This is a genomic window from Ideonella sp. (assembly GCF_041287625.1).
Classification (GTDB): Bacteria; Pseudomonadota; Gammaproteobacteria; order Burkholderiales; family Burkholderiaceae_C; genus Ideonella.
Genome location: NZ_JBGGNH010000052.1, coordinates 203076 through 227139 on the forward strand (window position 1 = coordinate 203076; position 24064 = coordinate 227139).

The window sequence follows — 24064 nt, forward strand, 5'->3', positions numbered from 1 at the left end:
TGCGCAGATGAAGGTGTGGAACCTCCGCTGCGCAGGCGGACATGGATTTGAAGGCTGGTTCGGTTCGGAACAGGATTTCGTTGACCAGCAGCACAAAGGTTTGCTCAGCTGCCCGATGTGTGGCAACGCCCAGGTTGCACGCCTCCCCAGCGCGCCGCGCCTGAACCTGTCCGGTGCCAAGCCGCCGAAGCCTTCGCGGGCCGTTGCCGAGAAGACGCAGTCCTTGCCTGAAGCCACGCCTCAAGCGACGGGCGGCGGCATGCCGCAGCAGCAACCCACGGTGTCCGCCGAAGGCCTGGCTGCGCTGCAAACCGCCTGGATGGGCATGGTGCAGCAGGTGCTGAGCAAGACCGAAGACGTCGGCACGCGCTTCCCCGAAGAAGCCCGGCGCATGCACTATGGCGAAACCGAGAGTCGTGGCATCCGCGGCCAGGCCACGCCGGAGCAGCGTGCCGAGCTGAGTGAAGAAGGCATCGAGGTGCTGGCGCTGCCGATGCCTGAAGGACTGGCAGGCCCGCACCACTGAGCGCGAACCGGCGTTGCGCTAAAGCATGCGCCCCGGGTTCAGCCGTCCATGCGGATCCAGCGCCAGCTTGATGGACCGCATGAGACTCAGCGCCACTGGCGACTTGTAAAGCGGCAAGGTGTCGCGCTTGAGTGCGCCAATGCCGTGCTCGGCCGAGATCGAGCCACCGTGGCGCTTCACCGCGTCGTACACCAGCGTGTTGACCGCCGGCTCGTGCGTGGCCAGGAATTCCGCCGCTGAACCGCCCTTGGGCGCCTGCACGTTGTAGTGCAGGTTGCCATCGCCCAGGTGGCCGAAGTTGACCAGCCGCGCGCCGGGCACCAGCCGTGCCAGCGCCGCATCGGTTTCGGCCACGAAACCGGGAATCGCCGAGACGGGCAGGGCGATGTCGTGCTTGATGTTCAGGCCTTCTTCGGCCTGCGCCAGCGGAATGGACTCGCGCAGGTGCCACAGCGCCGACGACTGCGCCAGGCTTTCGGCCACCACCGCGTCGTCCACCATGCCTTGTTCCATCGCCTCGCCCAGCAACGTTTCCAGCGCTTCGCGGGCCTGGGCTTCGTCCTGGCCGGAAAGCTCCAGCAGTACGGACCAGGCAGCGTTGGGCAAGGGTCGGGGCAACTGCGGGAAATGCGTTGCCACGAGTTGCAGCGCGAAGGCCGACATCAATTCGAAGCCGGTGAGTCCGGCATGCAGACGTTCGCGGGCCAGCGTGAGCAGGCGCACCGCGGCCGGCACGTCGGCGCAGGCGGCCAGTGCGGTCATGCGCGCGGCGGGCTTTGGGAACAGCTTCAGCGTGGCGCCGGTGATGATGCCCAGCGTGCCTTCGCTGCCAATGAACAGGTCGCGCAGGTCGTAGCCGGTGTTGTCCTTGCGCAGGCCTGAAAGGCCGTCCCAGACCTCGCCATCCGCCGTCACCACCTCCAGCCCCAGGCACAGCTCGCGTGCGTTGCCATAGCGCAGGACCTGCGTGCCGCCAGCGTTGGTTGCCAGGTTGCCGCCAATGGTGCAGCTGCCTTCGGCCGCGAGGCTGAGCGGGAACAGCAGATCGGCCGCGTCAGCCGCGTTCTGCACCGCCTGCAGCACGCAACCAGCGTCCACCGTCATCGTCAGGTTCGCGCTGTCCAGCTGCCGCACACGCTGCATGCGGCCCAGGCTCAACAGCACCTGCGTGCCGCTGTCGTCCGGCACGCCGCCGCCCACCAGGCCGGTGTTGCCGCCCTGCGGCACCAGCGCCGCGCCGTGGACCGCACAAGCCTTCACGACTGCAGCCACCTCGGCGGTGTCCGCCGGCAGCACCACGGCCAGCGCCTTGCCGCGGTAGCGCTTGCGCCAGTCCAGCTCCCAGGCGCTCAGGTCGCCCTCAAACAGCACGTGGCCACTGCCGACGATTGCGGCCAGTCGTTCGAGCAAGGCTTGTTGTTTCATGCGGCTTGCTCGCTGGCCAGGGTCTTGAACTTGGCCTGGCTCAGCCGCCAGCGCACCTGCAGCGCGCAGGCCACGAACAGCAGCAGGCACAGCAGCACTTCCAGCGTGGCCAGCCATTGGCCCATGCCGCGTTCGCTGGTCGCGCGCACCAGGCCTTCGGTGCAGTACAGCCAGACCAGCAGGCTCAGCCAGCGGTAGGTGTAGAGCCGGTGGCGCAGCAGGCCTGCCAATGGCAGCAACAGCGGCAGCACCTTCAGCGCCAGCAAGCCGCTGCCGGTGCGGGCCAGCCACAGCTCCCAGGCCAGGCCCAGCGCGATCAGGCCCAGCAGGCTGCCGAGGGCCAGCGCGCGGCTCGCGCGCACCACTTGGTCGGGCGCCTGTGGCGCGGACGAAAACGACGCATCGGACATGGCTGGCATCATAGTCGCCATGATTTCCAAAACTGCCCTGCGCGGGCACTGGCAGGCTGGCGTGGCGGCCACGCTGGAGGCGTTTCGCACGTGGCCCTGGTATGACACCTTGCGCACGCTGCGCGAGCGTTTTCGCGAGGACCGCCTGGGCCTGAGCGCCGGCAGCCTGACCTTCACGACCTTGATCGCGCTGGTGCCGCTGGTCACGGTGATGCTGGCCTTGTTCACCGCGTTCCCGATGTTCGGCAAGTTCCAGGACTCGCTGCAGAAGTACTTCCTGCAGACCCTCGTGCCGGACGCGATTGCCAAGCCGGTGCTGGGTGCGCTGACGCAGTTCGCCGCCAAGGCCAACCGCCTGGGCAGCGCCAGCCTGGCGGTGCTGCTGTTCAGCGCCTTGTCGTTGATGCTGACCATCGACCGCACGCTCAACGGCATCTGGCGCGTGCGCAAGCCGCGGCCCATCGCGCAGCGTGTGCTGGTCTACTGGGCGGCCATCACGCTGGGGCCGTTGATGCTGGGCATCAGCCTGAGCCTGACTTCCTACGCGCTCACCGAATCGCGCGGCATGGTCAGCGCCATCCCGGGCGGGCTGAAGCTGGTGCTGGACATCATCGAGTTCTGCCTGCTGGCCCTGGCCATCGCCGCGCTGTTCCGCTACGTGCCGAACACGGCCGTGCGCTGGCGCCACGCGATGTTCGGCGGCCTGTTCGTGGCGGTCGGTTTCGAGGTGGCCAAGCGGGCCATGGCCTGGTACGTTGGTTCGGTCGCCACCTTCTCGGCCATCTACGGGGCTTTCGCCACCGCACCCATCTTCCTGCTGTGGCTCTACCTCGGCTGGGTCATCGTGCTGATGGGCGCGGTCATTGCAGCGTATGCGCCCAGCCTGCAGATGCGCCTGGTGCACGCGCCGCGCCGGCCGGGCCGCATGTTCACGTTGGCCACGCGGCTGCTGCAGACCCTGCACGAGGCGCGCAGCGGGCAGGGGCATGGCGTGTCGCTGGCGGCGCTCGGCGAGAGCTTGCAGACCGACCCGCTACAGATCGAGCCGGTGCTGGACACCTTGATCGCACTGGACGTGGTGGCCAGGCTGGACGAAGAGAACTCGCCGCAGGGCGCGCGTTACGTGCTGCTGTGCGACCCCGAGCGCACGTCGGCCAGTGGGGTGATCGACGAGCTGCTGCTCGGCCCGGCCGACAGCGTACAGGCCTTCCGCGAGAAAGCCGGGTTGAACCAGATCAGCGTGGCCGACCTGCTGAAGCGTTGAGCGCGTTCAGGCTGGATGCAGGACCACCAGCAATCCGAGCGCAGGCGAGTCGCCGGGGTTCCGGATCGCATGCGGCTGATCCACCGCATAACGCGCCGTCTCGCCCTCGGCCAGCTCGGCCCGGCTGTCGCCGGCTTCGACCGTCAAACTGCCTGACAGCACCGTGAGGTGTTCGCGCGAGCCGGGTTCGTGCGGCTCGGACGCCAACGCGCCGCCGGGCTGCACCGTCAGGTGATACCACTCGAACTGGCCGGCCAGCTCGATGGGCCCGAGGATGCGCAACTCGCAGGAGCCATCCGGGCTGCGCATGGCGGGCGTGGAATGCGCCGGCACGGTCACGATGCTGGGCGTTTCCGGCTTGTCGCCGCTCAGCAGCTCGGCCATGGTCACGCCCAGTGCGTTGGCCAGCCGCCAGACCACGGCCACCGTGGGGTTGGCTTGGTTGCGCTCGATCTGTGACAGCATCGATTTGGACACGCCCGCCTGGCGCGACAGTTCGTCCAGCGACAGCGCGCGCGCCTGGCGCAGGCCGGCCAGCGTGGCACCCACGCGTGGGGGTTCCGGGGGCAGGCGAGATGACATGGGCAGCGAAGCTTTCGGCAGGTTTTTCGGGGCGATGGCGCTTGACGCCGTCCGCTGGCGTACACGATACTGCATTCGTGTTCGATATATCGAACGTCTATTTCCGCAGTGAACACGCATTGTGCTGCAAGACAAGGACATGACCATGGCCAGCGCCACCGATTTCTACGCCCACCTGCGCACCGAGCTGCAAGGCATCCGGGAAGCCGGCCTGTACAAGGCCGAGCGCATCATCGCCACGCCGCAGGGGGCCGAAGTGCGCACCACCGATGGCCGCGAAGTCATCAACCTGTGCGCCAACAACTACCTGGGCCTGTCCAGCCATCCGCAGGTCATTGAGGCGGCTCACGAGGCGCTGCGCACCCACGGCTACGGCCTGTCGTCGGTGCGCTTCATCTGCGGCACCCAGGACCTGCACAAGACGCTGGAAGCCCGCATCGCCCGTTTCCTGGGCACCGAAGACACCATCCTCTATGCCGCGGCGTTCGACGCCAACGGCGGCCTGTTCGAGCCGCTGCTGGGCGAGGACGACGCCATCATCAGCGACGAACTGAACCACGCCTCCATCATCGACGGCATTCGCCTTTGCAAGGCAAAGCGCTTCCGCTACAAGCACAACGACATGGCCGACCTGCAGCGCTGCCTGCAGGAGGCCGAAGCCGCTGGCGCCCGCTTCAAGCTGGTCTTCACCGACGGCGTGTTCTCGATGGACGGCACCGTCGCCAAGCTCGACGAGATGCGCACGCTGTGCGATCAGCACGGCGCGCTGCTGGGCATCGACGAATGCCATGCCAGCGGCTTCATGGGCGCCACCGGCCGCGGCACGCACGAACACCGCGGCGTGTTCGGCAAGGTCGACATCATCACCGGCACGCTGGGCAAGGCCCTGGGCGGCGCCTCCGGCGGCTTCACCACCGGCAAGAAGGAAGTGATCGAACTGCTGCGCCAGCGCTCGCGACCTTACCTGTTCTCGAACACCGTGGCGCCCAGCATCGTCGGCGCCTCCATCGCGGTGCTGGACCTGCTCGAAGCCTCGACCGCGCTGCGCGACAAGCTGGCCGACAACACCGCGTATTTCCGCGAAGCCATCCAGGCGGCGGGCTTCGAGATCAAGCCGGGCGATCACGCCATCGTGCCCATCATGGTCTACGACGCGGTGGTGGCGCAGAAGCTCGCGGCGCGGCTGCTGGAGCTGGGCGTCTACGTCGTCGGCTTCTTTTTCCCGGTGGTGCCCAAGGGCCAGGCGCGCATCCGCGTGCAGATGAGCGCCGCGCATGACCGCCACCACCTTGAGCGCGCCGTTGCCGCGTTTGCCCAGGCCGGCCGTGAACTCGGCCTGGTGAAATGACCTTCAGCAGTACCGACATCGTGAGCAGCACTCCCAAGATCCTCATCATTGGCGCCAACGGCCAGATCGGCACCGAGCTGGCCGAAGCACTTGCGGCGCGCCATGGCAATGGCGCCGTCGTCACCAGCGACCTGTCGCCCAAGGGCCGCGTGGCCGGCCTGACGCACGAGGCGCTGGACGTGACCGACGCGGCTGCGCTGACGCAGATCGCCGAGCGCCACGGCATCACCCAGGTCTACCACCTTGCGGCAGCGCTTTCGGCGCGTGGCGAGCAGCACCCGATGTGGGCCTGGGACCTGAACATGAAGGGCTTGCTGAACGTGCTGGAGCTTGCCCGCACGCACAAGCTGGACAAGGTCTTCTGGCCCAGCTCCATCGCCGCGTTTGGCCCGACCACGCCGCGCGACCAAACGCCGCAGAAAACCGTGATGGAGCCGACCACGGTCTACGGCATCTCCAAGCTGGCCGGCGAAGGCTGGTGCGCCTGGTACCACCGCATGCATGGCGTGGACGTGCGCAGCATCCGCTATCCGGGCCTGATCAGCTGGAAGACCCCGCCCGGCGGCGGCACGACCGACTACGCGGTGGAAATCTTCCACGAAGCGCTGAAAGCCAAGCGCTACACCAGCTTCCTCGGTGCCGAGACCGCGCTGCCGATGATGTACATGGACGACGCGATCCGCGCCACGCTGGAGCTGATGGATGCGCCAGCCGAGCAGGTCAAGGAGCGCCACGCCTACAACCTGGGCGGCATCAGCTTCACGCCGGCGCAGATCGCCGAAGCCATCCGCGCCGAGTTGCCGGGCTTCGAGATCGGCTACGCGCCGGACTTCCGCCAGGCGATTGCCGACAGCTGGCCGCGTTCCATTGACGACAGCACGGCGCAGGCCGACTGGGGCTGGAAAGCGCGCTTTGACCTGAGGGCCATGGTGCGCGAGATGCTGACCCAGCTGCGCCCGCTGCTGGCCGCTTGAACCCGTCAACCGGGTCCCGGGTACTCAATCGATTGCGCCGCGAAGGGCTTGCAGGACCTTGTCCGGCTGCTCCTGCATCAGCGAATGTCCGCCGGGCAGGCGGTGCACGCGCGCTTTCAGCGCCGCGGCCAGTTCGCGCGTGGCCTTGGGCGGCGTCATCTGGTCGGCATCACCCAGGATGAAGTCCACCGGGCAACGCACGTCGGCCGCAGCTTCCAGCCCGCGCCGGTAGGCGTTGCAGCACTGGAAATCATGCAGGAAGACGTTGGCCTCGGGCTGGCTGGCCTGCACCCGCGCCATCAGCGCCAGGCCGGCGCCGTGCAACCAGCTGCCGGGACCGGGGTGGCTCGGCTTGGCGGCAAGGCTGGACAGCGCGAAGCCGTTGATCATGGCCATGCCTTTGGCTGGCGTATCCCGCGCGGCGGCCAACAGCGCGTCTGAAACCTGCATTGGATACGCGGTGGCGATCATCACCAGCCGGGCAATGCGGCCCGGGCTGCGCGCTGCGGTTTCCAGCGCGATCAGCGAGCCCATGCTGTGGCCCGCGACCAGCGTGTCCTCGCGCCTGGCACCAGCCGCGTCCAGCAGCGCGAGCGTCCAGTCCGCCATCGCTTCGACGCTGTCGAGCAGCGGGCCTTCGGAGCGGCAGTGGCCGGGCAGGTCCGGCGCCAGTACGCTGTGGCCATGGTGGGCGAACCAGCGCGCCAGCAGCGTCCACACGCTGTGGTCGTTCAGCGCGCCATGCAGGAAGACCACGCAGGGCAGGTTGGGATCGAAGGGCTTGCCGCCGGTGTAGGCATAGGCTTGGCGGCCCTGAACGTTGACTTCCATCAGGCGCCTGCCTTTTCTGCGACTTTGAGCGCCCGCTTCAAGTCGTCGATCAGGTCGGCCGCATCTTCCAGGCCGATGGACAGCCGGATCGTGCCCGGTGTGATGCCCGCTTTGGCCAGTGCCGCGTCGTCCATGCGGAAATGCGTGGTGGACGCCGGGTGGATCACCAGCGAGCGGCAGTCGCCCACGTTGGCCAGGTGAGAGAACAGCTTCAGCGCCTCGATGAACGCAACACCCTGGGTTCGGGTGCCCTTCAGGTCGAAGCTGAAGACGGCGCCACAGCCGCGCGGCAGCAGCTGCTTCGCCAGCGCCTGGCTGGGGTGGCCGTCCAGCTCGGGGTAGCCCACATGCGCGACCATCGGATGCGCCGCCAGGAACTGCACCACGGCGCGGGTGTTTTCCACGTGTCGCGCCATGCGCAGCGCAAGCGTCTCCAGCCCCTGCAGCAGCAGCCACGCGGTGTGCGGGCTCATGGAGGCGCCAAAGTCGCGCAGGCCTTCGCGGCGGGCGCGCAGCAGGAAGGCGCCCACGGTGCTTTCCTCGGCGAACACCACGTCGTGGAAGCCGTGGTACGGCTCGCAGAGCGTGTCGAACAACCCGTGCTTCGCATGCGCCGCAGCCCAGTCGAAGCGGCCTGAATCGACCAGCACGCCGCCGACCACCGTGCCGTGGCCGCCAATGAACTTGGTGGCAGAGTGAAACAGCAGGTCAGCGCCGTGCGCGAAAGGCTTCAGCAACCATGGCGGCGTGAAGGTCGAGTCGACCAGCAACGGCAGGCCGGCCGCGTGCGCAATGCTGCTGATGGCCGGGATGTCCAGCACGTCCAGCCCGGGGTTGCCCAAGGTTTCGCCGAACAGCAGCCGCGTGTTGGGGCGGATGGCGGCCCGCCAGCCGGCAAAGTCGCCGGGCTGGACAAACGTGGTCTCGATGCCGAAGCGGCGCAGCGTGTAGTCCAGCAGGTTGTGCGAGCCGCCATACAGCGCGGCGCTGGCCACCAGGTGCGAGCCGGCACCGCACAGCGTCATGACCGCCAGGCTGAGCGCGGCCTGGCCGCTGGCGGTGGCGATGGCGCCCACGCCGCCTTCCAGGGCCGCCATGCGCTCCTCGAAGACGGCGGTGGTCGGGTTCGAGATGCGGCTGTAGACATGGCCAGAGCGCTCCATGTTGAACAGCGAAGCCGCGTGCTCGCTGGACTCGAAGACGAACGAGGTGCTGAGGTACAGCGGCACCGCACGGGCACCGGTCGCAGGGTCCGGCTGGGCGCCTGCATGCACCGCCAGCGTGTCGAAACCGGGGGCTGAGATGCCTGGCGGCATAGGTTCTTTCGCCATGTAGGATGGCGCCGGATTGTGTGCTATGTTGGTCACCTCAAGGTCAGAGGAAGTACCAGCGGAGCGAGAGGAACCAAATGAAAGTCACCGACATCCTGCGCGTGAAGGGCAACACCCTGTTCACGATTTCGCCCGACCAGCCGCTGGCCCAGGCCGTGCAGACCATGGCCGAACACGACATCGGTTCGCTGGTCGTCATGGAGCATGGTGACCTGACGGGCATGCTCACGTTCCGCGAAGTGATTTCGGCCATCGTCTCGAACGACATGGCCATCGGCACGCGCTTGGTGCGCAGCGTCATGGACGACGCGCCGCTGACCTGCACGCCTGAAACCGAGATCGACGAAGTCCGCCGCATGATGCTGGGCCGCCATGCGCGCTACATGCCGGTGCTCAATGGCAAGACGCTGATGGGCGTGGTCTCGTTCTACGACGTGGCCAAGAGCGTGGTGGACGCGCAGGACTTCGAGAACCGCATGCTCAAGGCCTACATCCGCGACTGGCCGCTTGAGGAAGAAGCAACGCCCGGCGCGCAGCCGAGCTGAAGCGGCGCCGTTGCCGGGGGGTGTTCAGCCCAGCGCGGTGACGTCGATGATCGTCGGCAGCGACACCGCTGCCGACTTTGCCGCGGTTTCCGCGGCACGCTGGCGCTGGCCCAGGATCCAGGCGAGTGCCTCGGCCGGCGGTTGTGGCCGGCAATAGCGGTAGCCCTGCACCATGTCGCAGCCGTGCGCGCGCAGGAAGTCGGCCTGGGCATCGGTTTCCACGCCCTCGGCAATGGTGGTCAAGCGCAGCGCATGCGCCATCTGGATGATGGCCTGCACGATGGCGCCGTCGTCGGCGTCGGTGGTGATGTCTCGCACGAAGGACTGGTCGATCTTCAGCGTGTGGATCGGAAAGCGCTTCAGGTGGTTCAGCGACGAAAAGCCAGTGCCGAAGTCGTCGATCGACAGGCGCACGCCCAGCGCATGCAGCCTGTCCATCATTGCGCAGGCGGCCTGCGGGTTGCCGGCGGCCACGCTTTCGGTCAGCTCCAGCTCAAGGTACTGGGGCGGCAGGCCTTCTTCTTGCAGCACCGCCTGCACCAACTCCGGCAGGCCCGGGTCGCGGAACTGCAGTGCCGACAGGTTCACCGCCACCACGCAGGGCGCCAGGCCTTCGCGCAACCATGCGGCCATTTGCCGCACCGCCGTGCGCAGCACCCAGGTGCCAATGGCCAGGATCTGCCCGCTGCTCTCGGCCAGCGGAATGAATTCGCCCGGCGAGACCATGCCCAAGTCAGGGTGCTGCCAGCGGATCAGCGCTTCGACGCCAATCACCTGGCCGGCGATCTCGCCACTGCTGCTCACCGCCAGCTGCGGCTGGTAGTGCAGGCGCAATTCGTCGCGCTCCTCGGCGCGGCGCAGCGCCGCTTCCAGCTGCATCTGGCGCACCGAGCGCTGCTGCATCTCGGTCGTGTAGAAACACCACTGGCCGCGGCCCTCTTGCTTGGCGCGGTACATCGCCGTATCGGCGCAGCGCATCAGCGCTTCGGCGCTGTCGGCATCGTTGGGGTAGATGGCCACTCCCATGGAGAGCGTGAGGCTCAGTTCCTGGCCGACCGGCTCGCCCGCCGCATTGCGCAGGTCGCCCACGTGGCAGGGCTGGGCCAGGCGTTCCACCAGCTTGGTTGCGACCTGCTGCGCGCCTTCGGCTGGCGTGCCGGGCAGCAGCACCGCAAACTGGTCGCCACCGAGGCGGGCCACGGTGTCTACGTCGCGCAGGCCGTCGCGCAGCCTGCCGGCCACCTCGAGCAGCACCGCGTCTCCGGCGCTGTGGCCGAAATGGTCATTGATGTCGCGCAGCCGGTCCAGGTCCATGTACAGCAGCGACAGTGAATCGCCGTTGCGCCGGGCGGTGTGCATGGCCTGCACCAGCCGGTCGCTCAGCAGGTGGCGGTTGGGCAGGTCGGTCAGCGTGTCGAAATGGGCCTGGCGCAGCAGCTTCTGCTCGGTCTGCTGGCTTTGCGTGATGTCGTTGACGATGGCGATCAGGTGGCTGGTCCTGCCGCTCGGATCCAGCCGGCGGGCCAGCGAAACCCAGGCCGCCAAGGGCGTGCCGTCCTTGCGCAAGGTGCGCAGCTCGCCGCGCCAGTGACCGCAACGCGCCAGGCTGCGGTACATGCGCGCGGCCAGCCGCGGGTCGTCCAGTCCGGCCTTCAGCGCCGCAGGGAACTGGCCCTGGATTTCATCGGCGCCGTAGCCGGTGATCTTGCAGAACGCCGGGTTGACCGACAGCACGACGCCGTGAGCGTCGGTGATCAGGATGCCTTCGTGGGTCTGCTCCAGCACCGAGCCGGCCAGCATCAGCTTGTCCTCGGCCTGGCGGCGCACGGTCACGTCGCGGGCTTCCAGCAGCAGGTAACGGGCGCTGCGGTTCGGGCCGGTGGGCACCGGCCGCAGCGAAAGGTCGGCCAACCGGGTGCCGGCCGCGCCATGGTCCAGGCGCAGCTCGAACCGGCAGGTGGCGCCTGACGCCGCCTGGGCCACGGCCTGGCGCAGCCGCTCGGCCTGCTGCGGCTCTGCGCCCCAGGCGGGGTGCAGCCAGATGGGTTCGCGGGTCAGCGCCGCTGCGTTGTCACCCATCCATTGGTGGGCGACCAGGTTCATGCGGCGCACGCGGCCGTCAGCCGTCATCAGCGCGATCAGCTGCGGGCTGTGGTCCAGCATCGCCCGGCTCAGCGTGTCTTCCTCCTCGTGCCGGCGGGCCAGGCGGCGCACGCGCCAGGCCAGCGCCAGCAGGCCCAGCAGCGCAGCGGCCTGCGCCACGGCCCACAGCGGCAGTGGCTGTGGCACGGTTTGCGCCCCGTTGCGCAGCGCCGGGGCCGCCCACGCGCCGGCATTCCCGAAGACCGCGGCAACGCTCCCTGCCGCCACCAGCAGGCGGCGCAGAAAGAGTGGGGGCAGGGCGGAAACAGGCATGGGCAGGGACAAACGCACGCGAAGCATCGGGATGGCAACACTTTCGCCCAGTTCGGTCCAGCGCAATGGCCCGAGCCGGTGGTGAAAACCGGTGCTGTTTCACGCCGAGGCAGGCTGCAGACAGGGCGGGCCGATAAAATCAGCGCCTTTCCCACCTTGCATCGTGTGCGGGCCCGCTGGCCGGCCGCGACCTTCGCATGTCCGGCAGCACCCTCGGCGAACTCTTCCGCGTCACCAATTTCGGCGAAAGCCACGGCCCGGCCATCGGCTGCGTGATCGATGGCTGCCCGCCCGGCATGCTGCTGTCCGAGGCCGACATCCAGCCCGAGCTGGACCGCCGCCGCCCTGGCACCTCGCGCCACGTCACCCAGCGCAACGAGGCCGACGCAGTCGAGATCCTCTCCGGCATCTACGAAGGCAAGACCACCGGCACGCCGATCTGCCTCTTGATCCGCAACACCGACCAACGCAGCAAGGACTACGGCAACATCGCCCAGACCTTTCGCCCCGGCCATGCCGACTACACCTATTGGCACAAGTACGGCATTCGCGACCCGCGAGGCGGTGGCCGCAGCTCGGCCCGGCTGACCGCGCCCACGGTGGCCGCCGGCGCTGTCGCCCGCAAATGGCTGGCCGACCAGTTCGGCGTGAAGCTGCGGGGCTGCATGACGGCCATCGGCGAGGTCGAGATCCCGCGCGACGACTGGAGCCAGGTCGACCAGAACCCGTTTTTCGCCGCGACCGCGAGCAAGACGACCGAGCTCGAGGCCTACATGGACGCGCTGCGCAAGTCCGGCGACTCGGTTGGTGCGCGGCTGTATGTGGAAGCCAGTGGCGTGCCGGTCGGCCTGGGCGAGCCGCTGTATGACCGTCTGGACGCCGACATTGCCCACGCGATGATGGGCCTGAACGCGGTCAAGGGCGTGGAGATCGGCGCAGGCTTCGACAGCGTGCGCCAGCGTGGCAGCGAGCATGGCGACGAACTGACGCCCGAAGGCTTTGCCAGCAACCATGCCGGCGGCGTGCTGGGCGGCATTTCCACCGGGCAGGACATCACGGTCAAGCTGGCGATCAAGCCGACCAGCTCGATCCGCACGCCGCGCCGCTCGATCGACCTGGCCGGCACGCCTGCCAGTGTCGAGACCTTCGGCCGCCACGACCCTTGCGTCGGCATCCGCGCCACGCCGATTGCCGAGGCGCTGCTGGCGCTGGTGCTGATCGACCACGTGATGCGGCACCGCGCGCAGTGCGGCGACGTGCGGGTGAGCACGCCCGACATTGCCCGCGGCTGAAGCCGGCGCAATCCAGCAAGCAAAACGGCGCCTGAACAGGCGCCGTTTTGCGTTGGGAAGCCGGCGGTTGCCGGCCTCGCTCAATGGGCTTCTTCCCAGGCTGCGCGAGGTCCGCTGCCGGTCACGCGGCGGAACACCCAGCGCAGTGCACGGTAAAGCGCCCGCAGCCAGACCAGCGTGGCCAGCGTTTCAAGGAAAGTCACGAAGCCAGCGACGATGGCAGGCCAGCGCTGCGCGCGCGCATGGAACTTCAGGCCGGCGTTGGCCGTCTTCAGCTCGATGGTGTCGTACAGGCAGGGCACGACCAGCAGTGTCAGGAAGGTCGAGGTGATGGTGCCGCCGATGATGGCGACGGCCATCGGCCGGTAGAACTCGCCGCCTTCACCGACCCCGATGGCCACCGGCAGCATGCCGGCGATCAGCGCGAAGGTCGTCATCAGGATGGGCCGCAGCCGCCGCTGGCCGGCGATGTGCAGCGCATCCTCGCGGGCCATGCCTTCGGCTTCGCGCGCCCGCGCGGCGTCCAGCAGCAGGATGGCATTTTTTGCTACCAGGCCGACCAGCATGATGATGCCGATGAAGCTCATCAGGTTCAGCGTGCTGTGCGACAGCAGCAGCGCCAGCACCACGCCGATGGAGGTTCCCGGCAGCGACAGCATGACCGGTATCGGCGCGGTGAACGAACCGAACTGGATCACCAGCACCAGGAACATCAGGGCAATGCCCATGATCAGCGCGAACAGCATGCGCGAGAACACTTCCTGCTGGTCCTTGGACGCACCGGCCAACTCCAGGCCGTAGCCTGCGGGGAAGTTGATGGACTTGGCCAGCTTCAGCGCGTCTGCCGTGACCTCGCCGGACGAACGGCCTTGCGCATTGGCCGTGACGGCCATCATGCGCTTGGTGTCCGAGTGCTGGATCTGCGACGGACCCTTGCCGGTGGTGATGGTCGCGATCTGGTCCAGCGGCACCACCATGTTGCTGCTGCCCACGGCCACCGGCAGGCGCTCGATGTTGCTGGCGTCGACCCGGTCGTTGGGGTGCAGGCGCACCGCCACGTCGCGGGTCTCGCCGGTCGGGTCCACCCAGTCGCCCACTTCCACGCCGGCAAACGCCACCCGCAGCGCCTGCGCCGCGTCGTTCACCGAAATGCCCAGCTGGTTGGCCAGGCCGCGGTCCAGTTCGATCTTCAGCTCGTTCTGCGGGTCCTGCTCGGACAGGCCGATGTCGACCGCGCCGGGCACGCCGTGCAGCTTGTCCATGAAGTCGCTGGTGATGCTCTGCAGCGTGCGCGAATCGGCACCGTGGAAGCGGATCTGCACCGGTTTTTGCGCGCCGTTGTTCAGGTCTTCCAGCACCACGTATTCGGCACCGACCAGGCGCGCCACCTTCCTGCGCAGCTCCTCGGCCACTTCGACGCCAGAGCGCTTGCGCTCGGTGCTCTTGCCGATGTCCACGTAGATGCGGCCGCCGTTGACGTTGATGTAGCTGTTGGTGGCCTTGGTCTCGGGAATGCCGCGGGCCAGCTCGGCCGCCGCTTCCAGCTTCAGCCGCGAGTATTCGAGGCTGCTGCTGGGAGGGGTGCGGACCTGGATGGCCAGCGTTCCCCAGTCGCCAGTGGGCAGGAAGCTCGAGCCGCCGAACTTGCTGAACAGGCCCAGGGATGCGACCAGGCTCAGCAGCGCCAGGAAGTAGATCCAGCCGCGGTGGTGCAGGGCCCAGTCGATCACCTTGCCGTAGCGGCTCGCCTGGTGATCAAACCAGTGGTTGAAGTTGGCCAGCAGCTTGCTGATGCCGCGCTTGGGCGCATCGTGGTGGCCGGGCGGGTCGCCCCAGAAGGCCGAGAGCATGGGGTCCAGCGTGAACGAGATGAACAGGCTGACGATCACCGAGGCGACAACGGTCAGGCCGAAGGGGCGGAACCACTGGCCCGAGATGCCGGGCATGAAGGCCACCGGCACGAAGACGGCAACGATGGAGAAGGTGGTCGCGGCGACTGCCAGGCCGATCTCGGCCGTGCCGTTCAGTGCCGCGGTGCGCCGGTCCTCGCCCATTTCCATGTGGCGCACGATGTTCTCGCGCACCACGATCGCATCGTCGATCAGCACTCCGATGGCCAGCGACAGTCCCAGCAGGCTCATGAAGTTCAGCGTGAAGCCGCACAGCCAGACGGCGATGAAAGCCGCGATCACCGAAGTCGGCAGGCTGAGCGCGGTGATCAGCGTGGAGCGCCAGGAGTTCAGGAACATGTAAACCACGAAGATGGTCAGGCCGGCACCGAAGATCAGCGCATGAACGACATTGTTCAGGCTGCTCTCGGCGTCCTTGCCGCCGTCCTGCGTGACTTCCAGCTTGGTGCCTTCGGGCAGGGTCTTGTTGATCTCGCCAACCAGCTTGCGCACCTCGTTGGCCACGCCCACGGTGCTCGAATCCCGCGCGCGGGTGACCGAGATGCTGACGTTGTTGCGGCCGTTGCGCATCGAGTGGGTGATCAGTTCGGCAAAGCCGTCATTGATCTCGGCCACCTGGCCCAGGCGCACCGTCTGGTCCGCGCTGCGCTTGATGACGACCTGCTCGAAGCCGGCCGGCGACTCGATGCGGCCGACCAGCCGGATGCTCTGGTCTTCCAGCGTGCCGCGCACCTTGCCGACCGGCGCGGTGGCGTTCTGCACCCGCAGCGCATTGACGACGTCGGCCACCGAGACATTGAACTCGCGCAGCTTCTCGGCATGCAGCAGCACCGACAGCTCGCGCTGCAGCCCACCGTTGATCTCGACCACCGCCACGCCGGACACGCCGCGGAAGCGGTCCGCCAGGTCGTCGTCGGCCAGCTGGGAGATCTGCGCGTGGGTCAGCTTGCTGGACGACAGCGCCATCTGCATGATGGGCTGGGCGCCAGGGTCCACCCGCTCCAGCACCGGCTCGCGCATTTCGGAGGGCAGCTTGTAGCGCACCGTGGCGATCGCGTTGCGGACCTCGTCGGAGGCTTCGATCAGGTTCTTGGTGAACTCGAACTCGATGACGATCTGCGCGGCGCTTTCATTCGCCGTCGAGCGCACTTCCTTGACGCCGCTGATGCTCTGCAGCGCCTTCTCGATGCGGTTGATGATTTCGCGCTCGACGGTGTCCGGCGAGGCGCCGGGGTAGTCGATGCTGATCACCAGCACCGGCGGCTCCACGTCCGGCATCTGGTTGACGCGCAGCTGCTTCAGGGCCATCAGCCCCATCGCCATCAGGCCGATGATGATGACGATGGTCGCGATCGGCCGCTTGATGCTGAAGTCGGAAAGAAACATCGGTCACCCCTTGCTGGGTTGCGAAGCGGTGGACGCGGCGGCCGCCGCACGCTCCACCTTCTGGCCGCTCACCAGCGAAGAGCCGGGGTGGCGCAGGATCTCGTCGCCGTCGGCCAGGCCGGAAGCCACCGGGTAATCGCCGCTGCGCATGTCGCGCTGGCCGACCTTCACCGGCACCTTGGCCAGCGTGTTGTTGCGCACCCGCCAGACGCTGGTGGCATCGCCTTCGCGCACCAGCGAGGCTTCCGGCAGCATCAGCGCCGTGCTCTCGCCGGTCAGGACCCGGCCTTCGGCGTACAGCCCGGCCACGCGTGGCTGCTTGTCGCCGGTGAGGGCCACCAGCACTTCGACCTGCCGGGTGGTGGCATTGGCCGAGGCGTCCACGCGGCGCACCTTGCCCTGGAAATCCACGCCCGGGTAGCCGTTGATGCGGAAGACGACCGGCTGGCCGGGCTGCAGGTCGTGCACCCGGTCGGCCGAGACCAGGCCTTCGAAGCGCATGCTGGCCGGGTCGATCACCTTGATCAACTCCTTGCCGATCTGCGCCGTGTCGCCGGCCGAGACCTTGCGGTCGCTGACCACGCCGTCGAACGGCGCCCGCACCTCGGTGCGCTGCAACTGCTGGCGGGCGGTGACCACGCGGGCGTTGGCCGCCACGCGGTCGCTTTGCGAATTGTTGCGGCGGATCTCGGCGTCCTCGGCCGCCTGGATGGAGCTCATTCCCTGGGCCTGCAGCGTCTTCAGGCGCTGGTATTGGCGTTCGGCCTGTTCGAAACTCTGGTTGGCTGCGCGTTCGGCTTCTTCGGCAGAACGCAGGCTGTCGCGGATGGAGGTGTCGTCCAGCCGCACCAGCAGGTCGCCGCGCTTGACCTGCTCACCGTTGTCGCGCACCACCTGCAGCACGACGGCCGCCACTTCGGCCCGCAGGTCGGCCTTGCGCTCGGGTTCGACGGAGCCGGTGATCACCGCACCCGTGGCCTGGCTGCCGGTGCGCACCGGCCGCAGGTCTTCCGGTGCCAGCAGCAGCACCGGGGCGGAAGCGGCATTGGCCGCGGTCGTGGCCGAGGCGGCTGAAGCCGGGCTTGCCGGGCCGGCCGGGCCGCCGCCCTTGTCGCAGGCGGCAAGCAGACTGGTGGCAATCACCACGGGCAGGACGATGAGACGCATCGGTCGACTCCTCAAGATCAATCTTGTAGACGGGCAGCGCAATGCAGGCGCATGTCGGTCATGTGCAAAAAGTGGCGCGAGCTTATCTCGGCAGTGAGGGTTTGCAGCAGCACGTGCGACAAATCGACGCCAGGCCGGGATGAAGCGCAGCCGGCGCGCGCAGACGGCAGCCGGGCGTGATGCGCTGCAGCATGCCGGCGCGATCGTGGCGCGGCTGCAGCGCGGGTGCCAGCCGGTGCAGAACGTCACGTCCTGCGCTGCCGTTCGTCCGTCGCGGCTGCAGTTCGTCAGCCGGCGCAACGGCTCGTCGCGCCGGTACTTGAGGCCTGGAAACGCGGACCTACACTGCGGCCGCTCCAGCACAGGGCTGGGCCAAACAAGCAGGTGACGACATGCAAAAGCGCAGGGTGGTGATAGGGGGTGTGGTGGCCGTGTTGGTGCTGGGCTCGGTCGGCGGGGTGGTGGCCATGCGCAAGGCCGGTGGCCATGATGACGCAGCCAAGGCGCCGGAAAAGCCGCTGGCCTTCACGGCGCGCGAGGTGGTGCGGCCGCAGGCGCTGGCGCTGCCCGCCAATGTCAGCTTTTCCGGGCCGCTGGTCGCGCCGTCCACGGTCGTGGTGCGGGCCAAGGCCGCCGGCACGCTGGTCAACCTGCAGGTGCAGGAAGGCAGCCGCGTGGCGGCAGGCCAGCGCCTGGGCGTGATCGACCTGGCCGAACTGAATGCGCGCATGAACGAACGCGAGGCCAATGCCGAAGCGGCACGCGCCACGATGGCCCAGGCAGAGCGCATCCACGGCTCCAACCTGCGCCTGGCCGAGCAGCACTTCATCTCGCCCAACGCCGCCGACGCGTCCAAGGCCGCGCTGGACACCGCCCGCGCCCAGTACAACGCCGCGCAGGCCCAGGTCGAGACGGTGCACATCCTGCAGCGCGACGCGGCGCTGGTCGCGCCGATCTCCGGCATCGTGGCCAAGCGGCATGCGCTGCCGGGCGAAAAAGTGGCGGCCGAGCAGCAACTGCTGACCATCGTCGACCTGCGCACGTTGGAAATGGCAGGCAGCGTCGGCACGCACGAGGTTTCCCAGTTGCGGCCTGGCATGCCGGTGACGGTGCAGGTCGAAGGCATGTCCGAGCCGATGCAGGGCATGCTCGCGCGCATTGCGCCGGCCGCCGAGGCCGGCACGCGCTCGATTGGCGTCACGGTCACGCTGGCCAATCCGAAGGAAGTGCTGCGGGCAGGGCAGTTCGCCAGCGCCCGGGTGGTGCTGCCGGCCGGCGAGCCGAAGCTGACGGTGCCGGTCACGGCCATTGCCTCGGCCTCGGGCCAGGACTATGTGTGGACGCTGGAAGCCGGCAAGCTGATGCGCCGCACCATCGTCACCGGCCGGCGCGACGCCGAGCGTGGCCTGGTCGAGGTGGCCGAAGGCCTGCCGGCAGGTGCGCAGGTGCTGGGCGCCCGCTTCGACAACCTGCGCGAAGGCGCGGCGGCCGTGATCGCCAGCGACCCTGCCAGCGCCTCCGCGACGCGGGCGGCCCAGGCAGCGCCGGCCGCCTCGGCGCCACGCGCACTCTGAACATCCCCTGAAGGACATGCATCATGTGGATGACCCGCGTCGCCATCAACAACCCCGTGTTCGCTGCCATGGTGATGGTGGCACTGTGCGTGCTGGGGCTGTTCTCCTACCAGCGGCTGGGCGTGGAGCAAATGCCCGACGTTGCCCCGCCGGTGGTCTTCATCCAGATCGCCTATCCCGGTGCTTCGCCGGCCGCGGTGGAAACCGAGATCACCAAGCCGGTCGAATCTGCGGTGAACGCGATTGCCGGCGTCAAGATGATCCGCTCGAACAGCGTGGAAGGCCGCAGCGAGACGGTGATCGAGTTCAGCCTGGACGCCGACATCAACCAGGCCACGCAGGACGTGCGCGACAAGATGTCAGCCGTGCAGGCCACCTTGCCCAAGGACGCCAAGCAGCCGTTCATCGGCCACTTCGACAACGACAACGCCCAGCCCACCGTGGTGCTGGCGCTGATCGCCCATGACCGCAGCGAACGCGAGCTGTCGCTGATCGCCGACCAGACGGTGGTCAAGCGCCTGGAGCGCAGCGAAGGCGTGGCCCGCGTGGTGGCCAATGGCCTGAACGTGCGCCAGGTGCGCATCGACCTGGACGCCGCCCGGCTGCGCGCCGCCGGCCTGACGCCGGCCGACGTGGCCACTGCGCTGCAGCGCGCCAACGCGGACGAGCCGGTCGGCCTGGTGACCAACGGCACGGCAGACGCCATCGTGCGAGTCGAAGGTCGCGTGCGGGATCCGAAGGACTTCGCCCACATCGTCGTCTCGCGAAACACCAGCGCCGGCGTGACCACGCTGGGCGACCTGGGCCAACTGGTGGAGGCAGACCGCGAGCCCGACGCGATCTCGCGCCTGAACGGCAAACCGGCCATCAACATCCAGGTCTTCAAGCAGAAGGACGCCAACATCGTGCGCGCCGGCGACGCGATCAAGGAAGCCGTGGCCGACATGCAGCCCGGCCTGCCGCCCGGCGTGGAGCTGAAGGTGGTCTATGCCAACAGCGACTGGGTGAAGAACTCGCTCACTGGCGTGCAGCACACGCTGATCGAAGGCGCGCTGTTGACGGTAGGCATCGTCTTTCTGTTCCTGCACAGCTGGCGCTCGACCATCATCACCGGGCTGACGCTGCCGATCTCGGTGATCGCCAGCTTCATTGCGGTCTACATGTTCGGCTTCACGCTGAACTTCATGACCATGATGGCGCTGAGCCTGTGCATCGGCCTGCTGATCGACGACGCCATCGTCGTGCGCGAGAACATCGTGCGCCATGTGGCGATGGGGCGGGACCACCACAGCGCCGCGCGCATCGGCACCGACGAGATCGGCCTGGCCGTCATGGCGACTACCTTCGCGATCTGCGCGGTGTTCGTGCCGGTGGCTTTCATGAAGGGCATCGTCGGCAAGTTCTTCTTCCCGTTTGGCATCACTGTCACGGTCGCAGTGCTGGTCAGCCTGTTCGTCAGCTTCACGCTGGACCCGATGCTGTCTTCCATCTGGCCTGATCCGCCCGGTGACCGCATCCGCAAGCTGCCGGTGATCCGCCAGCTGATCGGCGGGCTGGACTGGGCGATGGACCACCTGCACGCGATCTACGACCGCCTTATCGTCTGGTCCTTCAGCGGCCGGCGCTACCGGCTGATGCTGCCGCCGGTGCCGGCTTACGGTCGCCTGTTCGACGCGGAAGGCCGGCGCGACAAGACGCAACCACGCCGCCTGCGCTGGGCCACGCTGACGCCGCGCGGCATCGTGGTCAGCTTGGCCGCCCTGAGCTTCGTCGGCGCGATTTTCCTCACGCCGTTCATCGGCGCCGAGACCATTCCGCAGAACGACCAGGGCTACACCCAGATCCAGGTCAAGCTGCCGGTGGGCAGCAGCCTGGCGCGCTCGGACGACAAGATCCGCCAGGTCGAGGACATCGTGCGCCGCTTCCCTGAGATCGACACGATGAGCACCACCGTGGGCGGCGAGGCGGGGCGCAACGCGGCCGAGATTGGCCTGGGGCTGAAGCCGCGCAAGGAGCGCAAGCGCAGCCAGCAGGAGATCGAGGACGCGATCCGCGAGGCGCTGAAGGGCGTGCCCGGCATCGACATCGCGCTGGGCTGGAACCGGCCGATCTTCATCGCCGTTCTGGGGCCGGACCCAACGGTGCTGGACCAGATCACCAATGACCTGTCGGCCAAGATCAAGCAGATCAAGGGCGTCACCGACCTGGAAACCTCGGTCAAGCCCGGTGTGCCGGCCTTCGCGGTGCGCATCAAGCCGGATGCCGTGCGCGAACTCGGCCTGTCCACCACCGACCTGGCCGCTTCGCTGCGCACCTTTGTGAACGGCGACGTGGCCACCTACTGGACCACGCCGGACGGCCAGCAGGTGGAGGTGCAGCTGCGCCTGGGCAGCGAAAACCGCCAGCAGGTGGCCCAGCTGCGCCAGCTACCGGTGGCCTACGCGAAGGACGGCACGCCGATCCCGCTGGAGCGGGTGGTGACCATTGAGCCGGTCGAAAACCCGGTCGTGATCAAGCGCCAGAACCTGGAGCGCCGGCAGGCCATCTATGCAGGAGTGGACAAGGCCTCCGGCCGCGCGGTCGGCGACGTGGGCTCGGACGTGCAGAAGCTGGTCAAGGCCACCGTGCTGCCGCCGGGCTACCGCTTCGACGTGGGCGGTCAGACCAAGGAGCAGGGCGAGATCTTCGGCAACATCCTGGCCGCGCTGGGCCTGGCCGTGGTCTTCATCTACATCGTGCTGGCCAGCCAGTTCGGCAGCTTCCTGCAGCCGATTGCGATCATGGCCTCGCTGCCGCTGTCCTTGATCGGCGTGATGCTGGCGCTGCTGATCACCGGCTCGACCATCAACCTGTTCTCGATGATCGGCTTCATCATGCTGATGGGCCTGGTGACCAAAAACGCGATCCTGCTGGTCGACTTCGCCAACCACGCGGTGCGCGCCGGCAAGAGCGTGGCCGAGGCCATCCGCGAAGCCGGCTCGATCCGCCTGCGCCCCATCGTCATGACGACGGCCGCGATGGTCTTCGGCATGCTGCCGCTGGCACTGGCTTTCAACGAAGGCGGGGAGCTGCAGGCGCCGATGGGCCGCGCGATCATCGGCGGCGTCATCACCTCCACGCTGCTGACGCTGCTGGTTGTGCCGGTGATCTACAGCTACCTGGTGCGGCCGGAGCAGCTGCGGGCCGCTGCCAGGGCCAGGCAGCAGGCCGGCGGAACCGGTGCCGCTGGGGTGGAGGCCGGCCTGCCTCAGGCTAACTTCTGAGCCAGTGGCGTGTCGTGGGAAGCTGTTCGCTGCGGCCCGCGGTCAAGCGCTCCGCTCAGGCGGCGAGGGCGTCCTCGCGTCGAGGCGCCGCCTCTGCCGCCTGGGCCTCGCTGCTGACAAATGCCTGCAGCTTGTCCAGCATCAGCAGGCCGTATTCCTCGCTGCCATGGTGCTGATCGCCGGCCTTCACGGAACGGAACGCCGGCAGCATGAAACCATCGGCATCTAGCCACGAGGGGTCGTTCTCGATCACCGGGATGCCAAGGCGGTTGAGTTCGTCCATCAGGTAGGCGCGGTGGCGTTGATGCAGCAGCATCAGCTTGTCCGCGCCGCTGCGGGCCACGGACCGATGATGGCGGAACGGGGCGGGGGACTCGATCACCAGCACCTTGCCCATGCGCTGCAGCACTTCCAGGAAGCTCAGCACCTGGGCGAGGTCATCCTCGATCATCTGCCGGACGACCGACTGAGACAGCACGGCGCCGGGCCCCGGCAGTGGCCACGGCGCGTGCGCGGACCAGTCCTTGCGCCAAATCCGGCTCGAATGGAACGGCCCGCTGAGGCCATACCAGTCATGGCCGCCGCCGATGATGGGCAGCCGGTCCAGCCGGGGCCGGAAACCGGGTTCGGTGATCTCGACATGGTCGCCGCGGTCGGCAAAAAACGGCTTGGGAAAGAGGTCGCCCCGGCCCAGCGGTTGTACCTCGACCTCGAAGTCCGCCGTGGCCAGGCCGGCTTTCTTGCGGGCCTTGTGGGCCGTCCGCATCGAACCGGTGTGGCTGTCGCCAAAGATGAAGACCTTCATGGCTGCTCTCCAAACGCTTCCAGCAGCACTTCATCGCAGGCAATGTCGTCCGGATCGTCTTCCTCCGCAGGTTCCTGCTCCCGCACCTTGGCCTTCTTGCTTGGCACGTGCTCGGAGAAGAATTGCGCCATCACATGCGCCACGCCGGGTTCGACCACCGTGCGCATGTCGGGGGCGTAAAACGTGCCTCGCATCACATGGGAGGAAATGATTTCGAAGGAAGGGAAATAATCGACGTGGTCGTATTTCTGCGCCAGGTGACCGGCCACCGCGCGCAGCACCGATTTTGAATAGCAACTCGCCACCACGACCTGCTGGTCGGTTGCCGTTGCGGTCAACGGCACGGGGCTGACGGTGTAGAGAAAGCGCATGTTGGGATTGAGCTTCCTGGCCTTCGTCATGAACGTCTCCAGGTCCTGGCACACGGCCGGATATTGGAGATTGGCAAAGCGGTATTGCGCCGCGTCGAATGCGCCGCCATGCGTGCCGGGGCAGATTGGAAATGCCGCGCCGTCCGCTTCGGAAATCCAGCCCTCGGTCAATCCCAGCGTGAACACGAAAACATCGGCTTGCTCGAACATCCGGGCCACAGCGGCCAGATGGTCCTTCCGCGAGGCCTCCAGCTCCGCCACCGAACCGAATGGCTGCATCTCGATGGTCGGGCGGAACGGGTCCACCACACCACCGTCCTTTTCCCAGGCGGCTTCCTTGGGCGTGAAGTCCCCGGTCGCGCGCTTGAGCAGTTGCAGCAACTGGCGCGAGGTGTACACGTTGCCGAATCGTGCTGAATACATGCCATAACCGTTGCCCAGCCAGCGGTCCTTGCGCAGGCCGCGCGGCGGCGGTTCGACATCCAGGAAATTGAAGCCGCTCTGCTTCAGGAAACGGCCGATGTGCTGCGCGAAGCAGCTGCCGGCGGTGGCGATGGTCGCATCGGCGATCGACCATTTTTTGCGGTACCAGCCCGGAATCTCCAGCATGTGCTGGCTTCCAACCGTCTGTCCCCAAAAGGCGCT

18 protein-coding genes are annotated in these 24064 nt (G+C 67.7%); 8 read left to right on the plus strand and 10 right to left on the minus strand.

Annotated features, from left to right (window positions below; translation table 11 throughout):
* Nucleotides 1-7: 7 nt before the first annotated feature.
* Nucleotides 8-526 (plus strand): DUF1178 family protein, encoded by a 519-nt coding sequence (locus tag ACAH41_RS20025; protein ID WP_325655549.1) that lies wholly within the window; start codon nucleotides 8-10, stop codon nucleotides 524-526.
* 18 nt (nucleotides 527-544) lie between these two features.
* Here ACAH41_RS20025 and ACAH41_RS20030 read toward each other — a convergent pair whose 3' ends face one another.
* Together ACAH41_RS20030 and ACAH41_RS20035 are read right to left on the minus strand one after the other, a co-directional pair.
* Nucleotides 545-1951 (minus strand): FAD-binding oxidoreductase, encoded by a 1407-nt coding sequence (locus ACAH41_RS20030; protein WP_325655550.1) that lies wholly within the window; start codon nucleotides 1949-1951, stop codon nucleotides 545-547.
* A complete protein-coding gene (locus ACAH41_RS20035; protein WP_325655551.1) occupies nucleotides 1948-2361 on the minus strand; it encodes a DUF2069 domain-containing protein in 414 nt (137 codons plus the stop codon). The genes ACAH41_RS20030 and ACAH41_RS20035 overlap by 4 nt, the downstream gene beginning before the upstream one ends.
* 19 nt (nucleotides 2362-2380) lie before the next feature.
* On the opposite strand from ACAH41_RS20035, the gene ACAH41_RS20040 reads away from it, so the two are divergent.
* Complete coding sequence (locus ACAH41_RS20040) at nucleotides 2381-3625, plus strand: YihY family inner membrane protein (protein WP_325655552.1); 1245 nt, start codon at nucleotides 2381-2383, stop codon at nucleotides 3623-3625.
* 6 nt (nucleotides 3626-3631) lie between these two features.
* On the opposite strand, the gene ACAH41_RS20045 is transcribed toward ACAH41_RS20040, so the two are convergent.
* Nucleotides 3632-4207, minus strand: a complete 576-nt coding sequence (locus ACAH41_RS20045; protein WP_325655553.1) for an XRE family transcriptional regulator — start codon at nucleotides 4205-4207, stop codon at nucleotides 3632-3634.
* Nucleotides 4208-4352: 145 nt separating this feature from the next.
* Between ACAH41_RS20045 and kbl the strand changes: the two genes are divergently transcribed.
* Complete coding sequence (kbl, locus tag ACAH41_RS20050; RefSeq protein ID WP_325655554.1) at nucleotides 4353-5555, plus strand: glycine C-acetyltransferase; 1203 nt, start codon at nucleotides 4353-4355, stop codon at nucleotides 5553-5555.
* Between the two features lie 17 nt (nucleotides 5556-5572).
* On the plus strand, nucleotides 5573-6529 hold the full coding sequence (locus ACAH41_RS20055) for an NAD-dependent epimerase/dehydratase family protein (protein WP_370538434.1): 957 nt from the start codon (nucleotides 5573-5575) through the stop codon (nucleotides 6527-6529).
* A 24-nt stretch (nucleotides 6530-6553) separates the two neighbouring features.
* Here the strand turns inward: ACAH41_RS20055 and ACAH41_RS20060 are convergent, their stop codons facing one another.
* Together ACAH41_RS20060 and ACAH41_RS20065 are read right to left on the minus strand one after the other, a co-directional pair.
* On the minus strand, nucleotides 6554-7360 hold the full coding sequence (locus tag ACAH41_RS20060) for an alpha/beta hydrolase (RefSeq protein ID WP_325655556.1): 807 nt from the start codon (nucleotides 7358-7360) through the stop codon (nucleotides 6554-6556).
* Nucleotides 7360-8691: an O-acetylhomoserine aminocarboxypropyltransferase gene (locus tag ACAH41_RS20065; RefSeq protein ID WP_325655557.1), complete on the minus strand. Its 1332-nt coding sequence runs from the start codon at nucleotides 8689-8691 to the stop codon at nucleotides 7360-7362. Before ACAH41_RS20065 ends, ACAH41_RS20060 begins: the two co-directional genes overlap by 1 nt.
* Nucleotides 8692-8768: 77 nt before the next feature.
* On the opposite strand from ACAH41_RS20065, the gene ACAH41_RS20070 reads away from it, so the two are divergent.
* Nucleotides 8769-9236, plus strand: coding sequence for a CBS domain-containing protein (locus ACAH41_RS20070; RefSeq protein ID WP_325655558.1), 468 nt, complete (start codon nucleotides 8769-8771; stop codon nucleotides 9234-9236).
* A 24-nt stretch (nucleotides 9237-9260) separates the two neighbouring features.
* Here ACAH41_RS20070 and ACAH41_RS20075 read toward each other — a convergent pair whose 3' ends face one another.
* A complete protein-coding gene (locus ACAH41_RS20075; protein ID WP_325655559.1) occupies nucleotides 9261-11651 on the minus strand; it encodes an EAL domain-containing protein in 2391 nt (796 codons plus the stop codon).
* Between the two features lie 197 nt (nucleotides 11652-11848).
* Here ACAH41_RS20075 and aroC point away from each other — a divergent pair, with 197 nt between their 5' ends.
* A complete protein-coding gene (gene aroC / locus ACAH41_RS20080; protein ID WP_325655560.1) occupies nucleotides 11849-12943 on the plus strand; it encodes a chorismate synthase in 1095 nt (364 codons plus the stop codon).
* Between the two features lie 80 nt (nucleotides 12944-13023).
* On the opposite strand, the gene ACAH41_RS20085 is transcribed toward aroC, so the two are convergent.
* Nucleotides 13024-16239, minus strand: coding sequence for an efflux RND transporter permease subunit (locus tag ACAH41_RS20085; protein WP_325655561.1), 3216 nt, complete (start codon nucleotides 16237-16239; stop codon nucleotides 13024-13026).
* A 3-nt stretch (nucleotides 16240-16242) separates the two neighbouring features.
* Entirely contained in the window at nucleotides 16243-17406 is a 1164-nt protein-coding gene (locus tag ACAH41_RS20090; RefSeq protein ID WP_325655562.1) for an efflux RND transporter periplasmic adaptor subunit, read from the minus strand.
* A gap of 392 nt (nucleotides 17407-17798) precedes the next feature.
* Here ACAH41_RS20090 and ACAH41_RS20095 point away from each other — a divergent pair, with 392 nt between their 5' ends.
* Entirely contained in the window at nucleotides 17799-18980 is a 1182-nt protein-coding gene (locus tag ACAH41_RS20095; RefSeq protein ID WP_325655563.1) for an efflux RND transporter periplasmic adaptor subunit, read from the plus strand.
* Between the two features lie 23 nt (nucleotides 18981-19003).
* Entirely contained in the window at nucleotides 19004-22243 is a 3240-nt protein-coding gene (locus tag ACAH41_RS20100) for an efflux RND transporter permease subunit (RefSeq protein ID WP_325655564.1), read from the plus strand.
* Between the two features lie 55 nt (nucleotides 22244-22298).
* On the opposite strand, the gene ACAH41_RS20105 is transcribed toward ACAH41_RS20100, so the two are convergent.
* On the minus strand, nucleotides 22299-23048 hold the full coding sequence (locus ACAH41_RS20105) for a hypothetical protein (protein ID WP_325655565.1): 750 nt from the start codon (nucleotides 23046-23048) through the stop codon (nucleotides 22299-22301).
* Nucleotides 23045-24028 carry a GSCFA domain-containing protein gene (locus ACAH41_RS20110; protein ID WP_325655566.1) on the minus strand — a complete coding sequence of 328 codons (984 nt, stop codon included), beginning with the start codon at nucleotides 24026-24028 and terminating at the stop codon, nucleotides 23045-23047. Before ACAH41_RS20110 ends, ACAH41_RS20105 begins: the two co-directional genes overlap by 4 nt.
* Nucleotides 24029-24064: the final 36 nt, after the last annotated feature.

Coding starts and splice junctions, on each gene's coding strand:
- ACAH41_RS20030 (WP_325655550.1), bottom strand. CDS start 1,951: ATGAAACAACAAGCCTTGCTCGAACGACTGGCCGCAATCGTCGGCAGT.
- ACAH41_RS20105 (WP_325655565.1), bottom strand. CDS start 23,048: ATGAAGGTCTTCATCTTTGGCGACAGCCACACCGGTTCGATGCGGACG.
- ACAH41_RS20075 (WP_325655559.1), bottom strand. CDS start 11,651: ATGCCTGTTTCCGCCCTGCCCCCACTCTTTCTGCGCCGCCTGCTGGTG.
- ACAH41_RS20090 (WP_325655562.1), bottom strand. CDS start 17,406: ATGCGTCTCATCGTCCTGCCCGTGGTGATTGCCACCAGTCTGCTTGCC.
- ACAH41_RS20025 (WP_325655549.1), top strand. CDS start 8: ATGAAGGTGTGGAACCTCCGCTGCGCAGGCGGACATGGATTTGAAGGC.
- ACAH41_RS20065 (WP_325655557.1), bottom strand. CDS start 8,691: ATGGCGAAAGAACCTATGCCGCCAGGCATCTCAGCCCCCGGTTTCGAC.
- aroC (WP_325655560.1), top strand. CDS start 11,849: ATGTCCGGCAGCACCCTCGGCGAACTCTTCCGCGTCACCAATTTCGGC.
- ACAH41_RS20035 (WP_325655551.1), bottom strand. CDS start 2,361: ATGTCCGATGCGTCGTTTTCGTCCGCGCCACAGGCGCCCGACCAAGTG.
- ACAH41_RS20045 (WP_325655553.1), bottom strand. CDS start 4,207: ATGTCATCTCGCCTGCCCCCGGAACCCCCACGCGTGGGTGCCACGCTG.
- ACAH41_RS20100 (WP_325655564.1), top strand. CDS start 19,004: ATGTGGATGACCCGCGTCGCCATCAACAACCCCGTGTTCGCTGCCATG.
- ACAH41_RS20085 (WP_325655561.1), bottom strand. CDS start 16,239: ATGTTTCTTTCCGACTTCAGCATCAAGCGGCCGATCGCGACCATCGTC.
- ACAH41_RS20070 (WP_325655558.1), top strand. CDS start 8,769: ATGAAAGTCACCGACATCCTGCGCGTGAAGGGCAACACCCTGTTCACG.
- ACAH41_RS20095 (WP_325655563.1), top strand. CDS start 17,799: ATGCAAAAGCGCAGGGTGGTGATAGGGGGTGTGGTGGCCGTGTTGGTG.
- ACAH41_RS20060 (WP_325655556.1), bottom strand. CDS start 7,360: ATGGAAGTCAACGTTCAGGGCCGCCAAGCCTATGCCTACACCGGCGGC.
- ACAH41_RS20110 (WP_325655566.1), bottom strand. CDS start 24,028: ATGCTGGAGATTCCGGGCTGGTACCGCAAAAAATGGTCGATCGCCGAT.
- kbl (WP_325655554.1), top strand. CDS start 4,353: ATGGCCAGCGCCACCGATTTCTACGCCCACCTGCGCACCGAGCTGCAA.
- ACAH41_RS20040 (WP_325655552.1), top strand. CDS start 2,381: ATGATTTCCAAAACTGCCCTGCGCGGGCACTGGCAGGCTGGCGTGGCG.